At 67.1% G+C, this 14,452-nt stretch carries 12 protein-coding genes; 3 read left to right on the top strand and 9 right to left on the bottom strand.

Annotated elements, in window-relative coordinates; all coding sequences use genetic code 11:
* Positions 1–2,553, bottom strand: a complete 2,553-nt coding sequence (locus ABD301_RS14610; protein ID WP_344310674.1) for a transglycosylase domain-containing protein — start codon at positions 2,551–2,553, stop codon at positions 1–3.
* A 98-nt stretch (positions 2,554–2,651) separates the two neighbouring features.
* On the bottom strand, positions 2,652–3,077 hold the full coding sequence (locus tag ABD301_RS14605) for a DUF5318 family protein (RefSeq protein ID WP_163567883.1): 426 nt from the start codon (positions 3,075–3,077) through the stop codon (positions 2,652–2,654).
* A gap of 181 nt (positions 3,078–3,258) precedes the next feature.
* Here ABD301_RS14605 and ABD301_RS14600 point away from each other — a divergent pair, with 181 nt between their 5' ends.
* Positions 3,259–3,831 (top strand): PadR family transcriptional regulator, encoded by a 573-nt coding sequence (locus ABD301_RS14600; RefSeq protein WP_163567884.1) that lies wholly within the window; start codon positions 3,259–3,261, stop codon positions 3,829–3,831.
* A gap of 16 nt (positions 3,832–3,847) precedes the next feature.
* Positions 3,848–4,927, top strand: coding sequence for an inositol-3-phosphate synthase (locus tag ABD301_RS14595; protein ID WP_344310671.1), 1,080 nt, complete (start codon positions 3,848–3,850; stop codon positions 4,925–4,927).
* On the opposite strand, the gene ABD301_RS14590 is transcribed toward ABD301_RS14595, so the two are convergent.
* Positions 4,924–5,442, bottom strand: a complete 519-nt coding sequence (locus tag ABD301_RS14590) for an NUDIX hydrolase (RefSeq protein WP_344310669.1) — start codon at positions 5,440–5,442, stop codon at positions 4,924–4,926. The genes ABD301_RS14595 and ABD301_RS14590 overlap by 4 nt on opposite strands.
* 133 nt (positions 5,443–5,575) lie before the next feature.
* On the opposite strand from ABD301_RS14590, the gene ABD301_RS14585 reads away from it, so the two are divergent.
* Positions 5,576–6,871: an MFS transporter gene (locus ABD301_RS14585; protein ID WP_344310667.1), complete on the top strand. Its 1,296-nt coding sequence runs from the start codon at positions 5,576–5,578 to the stop codon at positions 6,869–6,871.
* A 230-nt stretch (positions 6,872–7,101) separates the two neighbouring features.
* Here the strand turns inward: ABD301_RS14585 and ABD301_RS14580 are convergent, their stop codons facing one another.
* From ABD301_RS14580 to ABD301_RS14555, 6 genes are all read right to left on the bottom strand, one after another.
* On the bottom strand, positions 7,102–7,815 hold the full coding sequence (locus ABD301_RS14580; RefSeq protein ID WP_163567887.1) for an SRPBCC family protein: 714 nt from the start codon (positions 7,813–7,815) through the stop codon (positions 7,102–7,104).
* Between the two features lie 81 nt (positions 7,816–7,896).
* Positions 7,897–8,751 carry an FAD binding domain-containing protein gene (locus ABD301_RS14575; protein WP_344310663.1) on the bottom strand — a complete coding sequence of 285 codons (855 nt, stop codon included), beginning with the start codon at positions 8,749–8,751 and terminating at the stop codon, positions 7,897–7,899.
* Positions 8,748–11,177 carry a xanthine dehydrogenase family protein molybdopterin-binding subunit gene (locus tag ABD301_RS14570; RefSeq protein ID WP_344310661.1) on the bottom strand — a complete coding sequence of 810 codons (2,430 nt, stop codon included), beginning with the start codon at positions 11,175–11,177 and terminating at the stop codon, positions 8,748–8,750. The genes ABD301_RS14575 and ABD301_RS14570 overlap by 4 nt, the downstream gene beginning before the upstream one ends.
* A complete protein-coding gene (locus ABD301_RS14565; RefSeq protein WP_344310659.1) occupies positions 11,174–11,677 on the bottom strand; it encodes a (2Fe-2S)-binding protein in 504 nt (167 codons plus the stop codon). The genes ABD301_RS14570 and ABD301_RS14565 overlap by 4 nt, the downstream gene beginning before the upstream one ends.
* Positions 11,678–12,193: 516 nt before the next feature.
* Positions 12,194–13,306: an XdhC family protein gene (locus ABD301_RS14560; RefSeq protein WP_344310657.1), complete on the bottom strand. Its 1,113-nt coding sequence runs from the start codon at positions 13,304–13,306 to the stop codon at positions 12,194–12,196.
* Positions 13,299–14,450 (bottom strand): vWA domain-containing protein, encoded by a 1,152-nt coding sequence (locus ABD301_RS14555; protein WP_344310655.1) that lies wholly within the window; start codon positions 14,448–14,450, stop codon positions 13,299–13,301. The genes ABD301_RS14560 and ABD301_RS14555 overlap by 8 nt, the downstream gene beginning before the upstream one ends.
* Positions 14,451–14,452 lie beyond the last annotated feature (2 nt).

Raw genomic sequence — 14,452 nt, 5'->3', positions numbered from 1 at the left:
TCACTGATCCGTGCCACCTGGAAATCCTGGCACTCCGTGGCTGGGCCGTCCTGTCGGGCCCACCGACGGGATCCCACCGCCCGGGCCACCAGGGTTCGGCGACGGCGACCCGGACGGATTCAGGCTCGGGTTGGCCGTCGGGGTGGGCGGCGCCAGATGGCCGTTGCCCATGCTGTCGTCGCCGATGTACTTCGGGTCCGGCAACGCCTCGACGTCCTGGCCCTTCAGGGCGCCGTTCATGGTCCCCTGCCAGACCAGATACGGCAGGCCGGAGCCATAGACGATGTTGCCCGCGCTGTTGACAATGGGCCCGTCATTCCCAGCACGGCCCACCCACACGGCGGTGGCCAGTTGCGGCGTGAACCCGCACATCCAGGCGTGCGCGTTCTGGTCGGTGTTCTTGTACTGGGCCGTGCCGGTCTTGCCGGCGGCGATCCGCCCGTCGTCAAGCGGGCCATGCGGCGCCGACGCGACCACCGTCTGCATGGCGAAGGTGGCATCGGCCGCCACGTCCGCGCTGAATGCCTGGGTGGTCTTGGGCGTGCCCTGGTAGACCATGCCACCGCTGCTCTGCTTGACGGTCTGCACGAAATACGCGTCGGCGTGCACGCCCTTGGCGGCGAAGGTGGCGAAACCGTCAGCCTGGTCAAGGACCGAAATGCTGAGCTGTCCGAGGGCGACGTCCCGGATAGCCGGGTCTGTCAGGTCGGCGATCGGCTTGTCGTTGATAGTGCGGATCCCCGACGCGGCCGCCCGGTCCAGGACCTTGGAAGCCCCGACCTTCTTGGTGACGGCGTAGAACGTCGTGTTCAGCGACATCTTCGTCGCCTCGATCAGCGTGCAGTTGCCGCAGGACTCGCCGTCGGAGTTCTTCACCGGCTTGGGCTCGTTGGGGAAGGTCTGGTTGTCCGAGCCGTTCCACACCGACTTGATGCTGATCCCCTGGCTGATCGCCTCAGCTAGCGCGTACGCCTTGAACGAGGAGCCTGGTGGGTGGGAGTGGACAGCGGCGTCGAACCCGCCGAAGCCACCCTCGCCGCCGTAATAAGCCTTGACCTGCCCGGTGCCGGGCTGGACCGACACAGCCGCGGCGCCGAGCACCTTGGGCTGGTCGGAAAACACCGTCGTCCGCGAGCCGACCATGGCGTTCTGAGCCTGTAGCGAGATGGTGCTGACGATCTGCAGACCGCCGGTCTCCAACTGCTGTTCGTTGATGCCGTGCTGAGCGAGCTCGGCGGCGATCCGCTGGACGATGATGCCCTTCCAGCCGTCCAGACCCGATGACACGCCGTAGCCGTTCTTGCGGGGCAGCGTCGTCGGATAGGCAGTCGAGTCGCGCTCGGACTTGCTGATCTTGCCGAGAGTGACCAGGCCGTCCATCACGTAATCCCAACGCTTGCGCGCCGCGTCCGGGTGCAGCCCGGGGTCGTACCCGCCGTCGGGCTGCTTGACCAGGCCGGCGAGCAGCGCGCCCTGGGCGTACGACAGCTGGCTGGCATTGATCCCGAAGAACGCCTGCGACGCGGTCTGAATGCCGTACGAGCCGCGGCCAAAGAAGATCGTGTTCAGGTAGAACCCCATGATCTGGTCTTTGGAGTACTTCTGGTCGGCCTTGGTGGCCAACACGATTTCCTTGAGCTTGCGGGTGACCGTCTGCTCGTTGGTCAGATAGGTGTTCTTCACGTACTGCTGGGTGATCGTTGAACCACCCTGCACGTCGCCGCCGGTCAAGGTGGACCACAGCGCGCGCAGGATGCCGGTCGGGGAGATGCCGCTGTTCTCGTAGAAAGTCCGGTCCTCGGCCGACACCATCGCGAACTGCATCGGCTTAGAGATCTGGCTGATGTCGACGTCCGTACGATTCTGGGCGCCAATCCTGGCCAGGACCGTCTTGCCGTCGTCGTAGTAGATCGTCGAGACCTGCTTGTTCGGGATCTGGTTCGGCAGCGGCACCTGGACCGCCGCAAAGCCGGCGCCGACACCGCCGAAGAGCAGCAGGAGCACCACGAAGCTGGCGATCAGCGCGATCCGGCGCCGCCGCTTGCGCTTGCGCGGGTCCTTCTTCTTCTTGCCGCCGCGACCAGGGTCATTGCCGTTGCCACCCGGCTTGCGAGGCCCACCGGGTCCACCGGGTCCGCCAGGACGGCCCGGTCCACCTGGGCCGCTGCCCCCCGGGCCGGCAGGGCCGCTGCCGTAGACGGTGCCCCGCGAGGAGTCACCGGACCGGGGCGGTAGCCCGGCCGGCGGTCGGCCGTACGTGCCGCCACCACCGACGCTGGCCGAGCCGACCCGGGCGCTGCCGCTGGAGCGCCCCGCGGCTGGCCGTGGCGGGGGATTGCCGCTGGATGAGTTGATTCGCGGAGTTCCGCCGCTGGAGCCGACGCTCGACGAGCCACGCACCGAGGCGCGGCCCGGTTGGCTGCTGTCGGTGCCGCGTGGCGGCACCGATGCCGAGCCGTAGGTCGACTCGCGTCGGCTGCGGGTGGGGTCGGCTGGGCCGCCCGGACCGGAACCGACACTGGCTGATCCGCGAATGGGCTTCGGAGAGTCCATGGCCCCACGATGCGACAGGACGGCTCCAATCTCCAAACCGCCGGCATGTCACCGGGCGGGAAACCGACGCCCGCTCGGTGGGCCGATGGAGGGAGGCTCTAGCCGTCCCTGCCTGCGCGGCGCACCGTTGCGCGGGTGGACTCTTCGTCCGACGTACCGAGGCCATCATGGCCGAGGGTGAACTTCACCACGAGATGATTCCAAAAACAGCCCCGGCAGACCTCAACAACGTACACGTCGAACGCATCGTGGATCGTCGCGAGTGTCGCCAGCTCCGCGGAAGCACGGGCCTGACCAGCCGAACTGCGTAGTTCGTCACCGTAAATATAGTTAACATGCCAAAGGTTTTCGCGGCGACAAACCGGACAATGAACATCAGACATCTCACCGTGATACTTAGCGGCACTTACCAGATAGGGCGACGCATCACAGACTTCGCTGGTGCCGACCCGGCCGGAGTAGACCTCGCGCAACAGCGCACGGCGCTGAAGTGCGTAGTCAACAACCAGTCGTCGGGTCCTCACGGGGGCGAGACTACGCCGGGACCACCCCGTTCGTCCGGTGATCAAATTCTCAGCGCCCATAACGGCCTGGGGGAGCTTGCACGCGTACGGACCGGGTCAACCCACAGTGGATTCACAGCGTTCCGGTGGGTCTCGTTTCGATGTATCGTCTCGATATATCGCGCGTCCGAGGGGGGTTGCCGTGCTGGAACTGGCCATCCTCGGGGTGCTGCACCGAAGTCCCATGCACGGGTACGAACTTCGTAAACAGCTCTCGGTGCTGCTCGGTCCGTTCCGGGCCGCCATTTCGTACGGATCGCTTTACCCGAGCCTGCGCCGGATGCAGTGCGCCGGCTGGATCTCCGAGCGCCAGCCTGATCCGGCCGACGAGCCGCCACCGCTGACCGGTCGCCGCGGTCGGGTGGTCTACACGCTTACCGCGGACGGCAAGGCACGGTTCGCCGGCCTACTGGCCGCGGTTGGCCCGGAGACGTACGACGACGCGGCATTCGGAGTGCACTTCGCGTTCTTCTCCCGAACGGACGCGGCGACCAGGCTGCGCATCCTGGAGGGCCGCCGGCGCCGCGTCGAGGAGCGCCGGGACACCCTCCGGGACGCGCTGGCCCGGACGGTGGACCGGATCGACGCGTACACCCTCGAGCTCCAGCGGCACGGCCTGGAGTCGGTGGACCGGGAGGTGCGCTGGCTGGAGGAACTGATCGCCACCGAGCGGGCCGGCCGGCCGCCGCGGATCACCAAGACTGACAACGAATAACAGGAGGGCTCCAAACATGGGATCGGTACGGGTCGCCATTGTCGGCGTGGGAAACTGCGCCTCCTCGCTGGTGCAGGGCGTGCAGTATTACCGGGACGCGGACCCCGGTGGCCGGGTGCCCGGGCTGATGCACGTGGTGTTCGGCGACTACCACGTTAATGACGTGGAGTTCGTCGCCGCTTTCGACGTGGACGCGAAGAAAGTCGGCCATGATCTCGCGGACGCGATCCTCGCCAGCGAGAACAACACCATCAAACTCGCGGACGTGCCACCGACCGGTGTCACCGTGCAGCGCGGGCCAACCATGGACGGGCTGGGAAAGTACTACCAGCAGACAATCACCGAAGCCGATGGCGATCCGGTCGACGTGGTCGGGAGACTGCGTGAATGCGGCGCGGACGTCCTGGTTTCCTATCTCCCGGTGGGATCCGAGCAGGCCGACCGCTTCTACGCCCAGTGCGCGATCGACGCGGGCGTCGCGTTTGTCAACGCCCTCCCGGTTTTCATCGCGTCGGACCCCGTGTGGGCGGCGAAGTTCACCGAGGCCGGCGTACCGATCATCGGTGACGACATCAAGTCCCAGGTCGGTGCCACCATCACCCATCGGGTGCTGGCGAAACTGTTCGAGGACCGCGGGGTGGTGCTGGATCGTACGATGCAGCTCAACGTCGGCGGCAACATGGACTTCATGAACATGTTGGAGCGGGAGCGGCTGGAATCCAAGAAGGTCTCCAAAACTCAGTCGGTCACCTCGCAGTTGTCCCACGACCTCGGCGCCGGCAACGTCCACATCGGACCGTCTGACTACGTGCAGTGGCTGGACGACCGTAAATGGGCATATGTACGCCTGGAAGGCCGCGCTTTCGGGGACGTCCCGTTGAATCTGGAATACAAGCTGGAAGTTTGGGATTCACCGAACTCGGCCGGCATCATCATCGACGCCATTCGGGCCGCCAAGATCGCGAAGGATCGCGGGGTCGGCGGCCCGCTGCTCTCGGCGGCCAGCTATTTCATGAAATCGCCACCGGAGCAGTATTCCGACTCGCAGGCACGGGACGCGGTCGAGCAGTTCATCCGCGGCGAGGTGGAGCGCTAAACCAGCCGGCGGTAGCCGGAGTCGATCCGCTGGACCGCCACGTGGAACGGCTCCGGCGGCTGGCCACGCCGGTGCGGCCACCAGCGGGCGATGACGACCGACGTGACCGGGCCGAGCTGCTCCGCCGGCACGTCGGCTGGGTCCAGGTATGCGGCCTCGGTGATCTCATCCGGCACTCGGGTCAGCGGGTCGACACCGTCGTCGACCGGCTCGGCGACGAAGAACGCGCCGACGCTGTTTCGCCGTACCGACGGCCTGACCAGCAGGTAACTGCAGACCAGCGGACCGGCGACGGTCTGGATCCCGGCCTCCTCGTCCACCTCCCGGACCACCGTCTGCTCCAGCAGCTCGCCAGGCTCCTGACCGCCGCCGGGGCACTCCCACCGCTCGCCGCTGGCCCGGCTCTGCCGTACCAGCAGGAGCCGGTCCTGCTCGGGCGTACGACCGCGTCGCAGCACCAAGCCGCTGGCCACCATCGACGTCCGCCAGCCTGTCGAAACCGCCGTTTCTCCCACGGTCGGCGATGCTGCCAGAAATCACCCGCCCGGTGGTGGACTCTCGGACAGTTTTCAGTGATACCTGAGATGTCGTCGCGGATCGCTCTCGCGGGCGAATCGGCGGAGTGCGCCGCTCGCCTAGGCTGACTGGATGGCAACCACGGCAGTCACCGACTTGCGGGCGATCCTCGCTCGCGGTGACTTCCAGCGGTTGCTAGCCGTCCGGTTCGCCACCCAGGTCGCGGACGGGGTTTTCCAGGCCAGTCTCGCCGGGTCGGTGCTGTTCAACCCGGATCGACAGGCGGACGCACTGAAAGTAGCCCTCGGGTTCGCGATTCTGCTGCTGCCTTACTCGCTCGTGGGTCCGTTCGCCGGCGTCCTCATCGACCGTTTCCGGCGGCGGAACATCCTGGTGGTGGCGAGCCTGCTGCGTACGCTCATGATGCCGGTGGTCGCCGGCGTGGTGTGGTTCGGCGATCAGGGCATCCCGTTTTTCCTGTTCGCGCTGGTGATTCTCAGCGTCAACCGGTTCATGCTGTCCGCCCTGTCCGCCGCGGTACCGCACGTCACCGACCCGGACCGACTGGTCACCGCGAACTCGGTGTCCAGCACCGGTGGCACACTTTTCTTCGCGCTCGGCGGCGGCCTCGGCATCGCCCTGAAACACTTCACCGAGCGGGGCGATCACGGCTACGCGGTGGTGGCCGCTTCGGCGCTGCTCGGCTGCCTCATCGCGGCCCTGCTCGCGACCGGCTTCACATCGGACCAACTCGGTCCCGACGCACACGAACGAGCTCGCCGGGAAACCGTGTCGTCCGTCGTACGCGGGATGGCCGCCGGCATCCGGCACGTCGGCCAGCGGCGGAGCACCGGCTATCTGCTGCTGGCGATCACTGGCCACCGGGTGCTTTTCGGCGTACTGACGATCCTTACGTTGCTGCTGTGCCGCAACTACTTCCACAGCGGCCTCACCGGCGTCGCTTACGTCGGCGTCGCCATCGCGACCGGCTCGTTCATCGCCGCCGTCGTCACCCCATGGGCGACCCGCAAGATCGCTTCCCGGAGCTGGGTCACCCTGTTGCTGGTCGCCGCCGCAGCCGCCGAACTCGCCGGCGGCCTGCCCTTTCACCCTGCCGGCATGGTCGTCGGCGGCTTGCTGGTCGGCCTCGCCGGCCAGGGCATCAAAATCGTCACGGACACGTCGGTGCAGGTCGAATGCGAGGACGACTTTCGCGGCCGGGTCTTCAGCGCATACGACACGCTCTTCAACGTCGCGATGGTGGCCGGCCTGCTGATCGGCGCGATGACCCTGCCGGACACCGGAAAGTCCTACGCCGTGCTGGTCGGCGTCGCCCTCGGCTACGCGGTCGTCGGCGTCGCGTACAGCCTGCTGGCCTCCCGCTGGGACCGCCGGTTGCTTTCCCGTACGGACCCCAAACGCGCCTGATCGCGGTCCCCGCGAACACCAGGTGCGGCGCGAAACTGTCGTACCCCATCCGAAAAATCACCCCCACCCAGTGACGGGTGGGGGGTGGGTTTGAGGACCGATGTTCAACTAAAAATTAAGGTCTACCTCTCGACCCACCCCCCGCCCGTTCAAAGGGAGGGGGAAAGAAAAACAGACACCTACGACAGTTTCGCGCCGCACATGCCTCACGACTCTCGAAACCGAATCTGCTAGACGCGGCGTTTCCGGCGCCGACGTACGACGACGAAAATCAGCAGGGCCACCCCGGCCACCGCCACGATCGGCACCAGCCGCTGCATCAACGGTCCGCCGGCGGTGCCGAGCAGATCGATCGGCTCGACCATGGGCTCGTCCGCGAAGTCCCGACGCGGCGCCACGGCCGGTACGGACTCAGCGGTCTCGGCCGGACCGGCGACTGCGGTTGGCTCGGCGGTCTCGGCTGGCTTGGTCGCAGAGGCAGCCGGCGGTGGGGCGGCCGGCTCGTCGCCGAGCCGCTTCGCGAGCGCGTCCGCGAACTGCCCGAGCAGCCGGTCACTGACGTCCTTGATCAGCCCGCGACCGAACTGCGCCGGGCGGCCGGTCACGTTCAGATCGGTGGTCGACGTGGCCTTGGTGGCTTTACCGTCCTCGGTCAGGGTGACGGTGATGGTGGCGGCGGCCGTACCGTTTCCCTTGCTGTCCTTGCCGGACGCCTTGATGACTGCCTTGTGAGCCGCGTCGTCGATCTCCACAAACTCGCCGGTGCCCTTGTAGAGCAGCGAAATCGGACCCAGCTTGACCTTGACGTTGCCGGCGAACGACTTGCCGTCGACCTCGGTGAGGGTGGCGCCGGGCATGCAGGGCGCCACCTTCTCCGGGTCGGTCAGCGCTTTCCACACCACGTCTATGGGCGCCGGTACGGAGAATTCGTGTTCCAGCTCCACTGTGCAACCTCCCCGCGGCACCGCGGGCCGCAGACTCCTTGTCGGATGTGCTCCGCGACCAACCCTAACTGTCTCGCGGAACTAGCCTCCGGCAGCGGCCACCAACGCACGCCCGGTCAGCACTCTCGCGAGGTGCTGGCGGTAGTCGGCGTCCGCATTGCTGTCGGTGCCGGGCGAGGTGCCCTCAGCGGCGTGTTCGGCGGCCGCGCGGATGGATTCCACGGTCGCCGGCTGGCCAACCAACGCGTTCTCCACGGCAGTTGCTCGTACGGGAGTGGACGCCATGTTGGTGAGCCCCACGCGGGCCTGCGCGATGGTGTCGCCCTCTACTCGTACGGCAGCACCGACCGCCACGATCGACCAGGCCTGCGCCACCCGGTTGAATTTCTCGTAGTGCGCCCCCCAACCGGTCAGCTTCGGCAGCCGGATCTCCACCAGGATCTCGTCGGCGGCGAGCGCGGTGGTGAAGTAGTCGACGAAGAACTCGGCGGCTGGCACCGTCCGGCGCCCGTCCGGGCCGGCGATGACCATTTCGGCCTCCACCGCGAGCGCGGGTGCGAGCAGGTCACCGGCCGGGTCCGCGTGCGCCAGCGCACCACCGAAAGTGCCGCGGTGGCGGACCTGCGGGTCAGCGACGGTGGCGGTAGCCGCCCCAATCAACCGAGCGTGCTCGGCGATCAGTGGGCTGCGGTCGACCTCGTAATGGGTGGTCATCGCACCAACCACCAGCGCGTCGCCATCCTCCCGAATACCGCGCAGCTCCTCGATCTTTCCGAGGTCCACCACCATTTCCGGTGCGGCGAGGCGCATCCGTAGCACCGGCAGCAGGCTCTGCCCGCCACCGAGCACCTTCGCGTCCTCACCGGCCGCCACCAGGGCCTGCACCGCTTCGTCCACAGTGGACGGTGCGACGTACTCGAATGCCGCCGGGATCACCGGGCACCTCCACTCGCGTCGATCGACCCGAGGCCGCCACCGGCCGCTGACTGTCCACTATGGACAGCTGCCCACACTCGCATCGGTGTCAACGGCATCTCGATATCGGAGACACCCAGGTGGCGGGTCGCGTCCAATACGGAGTTGACCACCGCCGGGGTGGATGCGATGGTGCCTGCCTCGCCCACTCCCTTGACACCTAACGGATTCGTGGTCGCCGGGGTTTCCGTACGGTCAGTATCAAAATGCGGGAGGTCGGCGGCCGACGGCAGCAGATAGTCGGCGAACGTGCCGGTGGTGAGCGTGCCGTTTTCGTCGTACGTGGCACCTTCGTAGAGCGCCTGCGCGATGCCCTGCGCGAGACCGCCGTGCACCTGTCCCTCTACGATCAGCGGATTGACCACTTTGCCCACGTCGTCCACACAAACGTACTTGCGAATGCGGACCCTGCCGGTTTCGGTGTCGACCTCGGTGGCACAGAAATGGGTGCCATGTGGAAAAGAGAAGTTCTCCGGATCGAAGGTGGCATCGGAGTCCAGCGACGGTTCCATACCCTCCGGGAAATTGTGCGACAGGAAGGTGGCGAACGCGACTTCCTGGATCTGCACCCCGGCGTCGGTGCCGCGAACGCTGAACCTGCCGGCGTCGAATTCGACGTCGTCCTCGGACGCCTCCAGCAGGTGCGCGGCCACTCGTTTGGCCTTGGCGACGACTTTTTCGCACGCCTTGACCAAAGCGATGCCGCCGACCGGCAATGACCGGGAACCGTACGTGTCGAGGCCCTTGGGGGAGGACTGCGTGTCGCCATGCAACACTTCGATGTCCTCGAACGGAACGCCCAACTGGTCCGCGGCGATCTGACTCCATGCCGTCTCGTGGCCTTGGCCGTGTGGCGACGAACCAGTGACCACCTCCACCTTGCCAGTGGCCAACATTCGTACGCTCGCGTGCTCCCAACCACCGGCACCGGCGCCCAGAGCGCCCAACAGCCGGGACGGCGCGAGCCCGCACATTTCGGTGAACGTGGAAATCCCGATACCCAACTGCACCGGGTCTTTCGCTTCCCGGCGGCGCCGCTGCTCGGCACGCAACCCGTCGTAGTCGAAGATCTCCTTCGCCTTTTCGGTCGCCGCCTCGTAGTTTCCCGAGTCGTACGTCAGGCCGCCGGCGTTCGTATACGGGAATTCGGTGTTCTTGATCCAGTTCTGTTCGCGCAGTTCCAGCGGTTCCCGGCCGAGTTCCACCGCGAGCTCGTCGACGATCCGCTCGATCGCGAAAGTGGCCTCCGGGCGGCCAGCACCTCTGTACGCGTCTGTCGGCGTCTTGTTGGTCATCACGTCCGTACATGTGAACAAATAAGCCGGGATCTTGTAGATGGCTGGGAAAATAAAGCAGCCGAAGACCGGCACGGCAGGGGTGAACAGGCCGAAATACGCGCCCATGTCAGCGATCAACTCGGCCCTTAGCGCGGTGATCGTGCCATCCCGCTTCGCCGCGATGGTGATGTCCTGGATCTGATCCCGGCCGTGGTGCGCGGAAACCAGCGACTCGGACCTGGTCTCGGTCCATTTCACCGGCCGGCCGAGCCGGCGGGACACCAGCACGGACAGGACTTCCTCCGGCGTGACCTGCAGCTTGCCGCCAAAACCGCCGCCCACGTCCGGCGCGATGACCCGCAGTTTGCTTTCCGACAGGCCCAAAGTCACCGACATCATGGTTTTGAGAATGTGTGGGACCTGGGTCGACGACCACACGGTCAGCTGTTCGCTGGTCGGGTCGACGACCACAGAACGCGGCTCCATGAAAGCCGGAATCAACCGCTGCTGGCGGAAACGGCGTTTCACCACGATCTGGTCAGGATCGGCTTCGGCGGCCGCGATCGCCACGGTGGCGTCGCCACCGCTGCCGGCCGCAGCCGCGTCGAACGGGAAGAAGGCCCACTTGTTGCTGCCCATTTCGGCGTGTACGAGCGGGGATCCCTCAGACAGCGCGGATTCCAGGTCCAGGACCGGCGTCAACGGTTCGTAGTCGATCTCCACCGCATCGGCCGCGTCGCGAGCGGCCACCGCCGTACGGGCCACCACGACGGCGACGATCTCGCCGGCGAACCGTACCGTGTCGACCGCGATCGACACGTGCCGCGGTGGCGTGTCATCGGCGTTTATTGGCCAGCCACAAGGCAGGCCGGACTGTTCTGCGTCCAGGTCAGCACCGGTGTAGACAGCGCTGACACCCGGCATCGCCCGAGCGGCCTCGACATGGGCGCCGGTGATGCGGGCGCTCGCGTACGGGCTGCGGACCATCGAAATGTGCTGCATGCCGGCCAGCACGAGATTGTCCGTCCAGCGGGTCCGGCCGGTGATCAGTCGGGCGTCTTCCTTGCGAGTACGGGCTTTTCCGACTTCGGGCTCGGCGACGGAAGTCATGACTGGCTCCCCGCGGGCTGCTCGGCCGGCGTCTGCGCGGCACGGACCTTGCCGGCCGCGTCCTGCACGGCTCGAACGATGTTTTGATAGCCCGTACAACGGCAGAGGTTTCCCTCCAGGCCGTGCCTGACGGCTTCCTCCGACGGATCCGGGTTCTCCGTCAGCAGGTCGATCGACTGCATGATCATGCCCGGGGTGCAGTAGCCGCACTGCAGCGCGTGGTTGTCGTGAAATGCCTGCTGGACCGGGTGCAGCTGGCCATCTTTGGCGAGGCCCTCGATGGTGGTGATGTCAGCGGCGTCGGCCTGGACCGCGAGCACCGAGCACGACTTCACGCTCTGGCCGTTCAGATGCACGGTGCAGGCTCCACAGTTGCTGGTGTCGCAGCCGATCACGGTGCCGGTCTTGCCCACCTGCTCGCGCAGGTAGTGCACCAGCAGCGTGCGCGGCTCGACATCGTCGGTGTAGCTGGTGCCGTCCACTGTGACGGTGATGCGCATTCCGGCCTCCAGTGCTGGACTCGCCGCCGCTGCCGCGGCGGTTCGGACACGGCCGGCCGAGTCACCCTCAGGGTGATCCGGCTCACCCCGAAGCCTGCCCCGCCCGGACTGCTCAGACAAGTGCCGATCACCCGGCCGGGAGCCGCGTTTCCGCAGGTGCGGAGACATTCCGCCGATTGTCCCTTGCCTGCGGAACAGAACCCGCCGATCGGACAGGTCACCCCACCCGGAGTCCCGGGGCTCGTGACCAACCGGCCCACTCACCTCACCCGCGACACGCCGAGTGGTGCGCGAAATTGTCGTAGGTGTCTGTTTTTCTTTCCCCCTCCCTTTGAACGGGCGGGGGGTGGGTCGAGAGGTGGACCTTAATTTTTAGTTGAACGTCGGTCCTCGAACCCGCCCCCCACCCGTCACTGGGTGGGGGCAAATCTGCCGGAGGGGTACGACAGTTTCGCGCCCCACCCACTTTTCGCGCTATCGAGTCCCGCACCGGCCCAGCGGCCGGAACTGCCGCCGTCAGCTGTGGATGGGGCCGCTGACTTCGGCGAGGCGCAGACCTTGGCCACCCCACTGCAGGGCGATCATTTCGGCGGCGATCGAGACAGCGGTTTCCTCCGGCGTACGAGCGCCGAGGTCCAGTCCGATCGGGGAGGCCAGCCGGTCCAGTTCCGTTTCGGTCAACCCGGCTTCGCGGAGGCGTTTGAGCCGGTCGTCGTGAGTGCGACGGGATCCCATCGCGCCGACGTACGCCAGCTCCAGCCGCAGGGCCACTTCCAGCACCGGTACGTCGAACTTCGGGTCGTGGGTGAGCACCGCGACCACCGTGCGGTTGTCCACTCGACCGGCGTCGGCCTCGGCCTTCAGGTAGCGGTGTGGCCAGTCGACGACCACCTCGTCGGCGTCCGGGAAGCGGGTGTTGGTAGCGAAAATCGGCCGCGCGTCGCAGACCGTGACGCGATATCCCAGGAACGAGCCCAGTTTCGCCATCGCGGAAGCGAAGTCGATCGCGCCGAAAACCAACATTCGGGGCGGTGGCTCGAAAGAGTTCACGAAGACCGACATGCCCTCACCGCGCCGCTGGCCGTCCGGGCCGTATTGCAGCGAGCCGGTACGGCCGGAGTTGAGCATGCCGCGAGCGTCGTCCAGGACCGCCGCGTCGGCCCGCTCGGAGCCGAGGCCGCCGGCGACCCGGTCGGGCCAGACGACCAACCGGCGGCCGAGCCACCGCGGATTCGGGTGGCGCACGACGGTCGCGACGGCCACCGGCTCTTCGGTACGGACGGACTCCACCACCCGCGACAACTCGGGGAAGGTGCCGGAATCGATCTTTTCCACATATACGTCAAGGATGCCACCGCAGGTCAGACCCACCGCGAAGGCATCGTCGTCGCTGACGCCATACCGCTGGAGCACCGGCTCCCCGTCGCCAAGCACCTCGTTCGCCAACTCGTAAACGGCTCCCTCGACGCAGCCGCCGGAGACGCTGCCGCTGGCGGTGCCATCGGTCCCGACCAGCATGGCAGCGCCGGCCGGGCGGGGCGCCGAGCGGAAGGTGGACACCACCGTTCCCAACCCCACCGACTCGCCCGCCTGCCAGCGTCGATAGAGCTCGTCCAGGACATCACGCATGCGGAACCTCCGTCCGGACGGACCCGGCTGGGGCGGCCGAATTCAGGACATGTGACCACAGCCGCCGCAAAGTAGCCAAACTGTGACCCGCTAACAACAGGTCAACATGCGGCAGCGCCGCCGCAATTCCCGACTGCACCGGAGCGTAACCCTGCCGGCCGGCGTGTGGGTTCACCCAGAACACCGCACGGGCCAGTCGGCGCAGCCGGGCCATCTGCTCGGCCAGCAGGTCGGTGTCTCCCCGCTCCCACACGTCCGAGAAGAGTACGACGACTGACTGGCGGGCGATCCCGCGTTGACCCCAGCGGTCCAGGAACGCACGCAGGGTTTCGCCGAGCCGGGTGCCGCCGTGGAAGTCCGGTACGGCCCGGCCGGCGGCGGCCAGCGCCGCCTCCGGGTCACGCAACCGCAACTGCCGGCTCACTCGGGTCAGCCGAGTGCCGACGGTGAAGACCTCGGTGCTGCCCGGACTGCGTCGGGCCACCGCGTGCGCGAACCGCAGCAGAGCGTCCGCGTACGGACTCATCGAACCTGAGACGTCGATCAACAGCACCACCCGGCGCGGCCGGTCACCCCGCCGTACGTGCCGGAGCCGAGCCGGTTCGCCGCCGGTGGCGAGCATCGCCCGGACCGTACGGCTGGCGTCCAGCCGGCCCCGCCGGGACGGCTTGGACCGCAGCGCCCGCCGGCGTGGCGGATCCAGCCGGAGGGTAGTCATCAACTGCCGCAGGTGATCACGTTCGGCAACGGTCAGCTCGGCGATGTCTCGGTGGTGCAGCACCTCGACATCACTGGCGAAGACCCGCAGCTCGTCGTCATCCGCCTCACCACCCTCCTTGCCGTCAGGCGGGTTGACCAGCGAAGCCATCCGGCTCCGCAGCGGCTGTGGGATGACCGGCCGGTCGGGTCCACCGGTCGTGACCAGCCGGCCGAACCAGGCGGCGAAGGCCGCGTCGTAACGGACCAGGTCATCCGGCTCACTACACAACGTGAGACGCCCTGCCCAGTAGAGGTCGACCGGTGACGACAGGTCAAGGTGCTCGACCGCGCTGGTGTACGCCTGCACTCGCTGCGGATCGGCGGCGAGGCCGGCGTGCCGGAGCGTACGAGCGAAGCCCACCAGGCCGCTCAGCGGATCGGCCATCG

Origin of the sequence: Fodinicola feengrottensis (assembly GCF_039530045.1) — a bacterium.
Taxonomy (GTDB): Bacteria; Actinomycetota; Actinomycetes; order Mycobacteriales; family HKI-0501; genus Fodinicola; species Fodinicola feengrottensis.
This window is presented reverse-complemented; position numbering and strand designations above follow the sequence as displayed.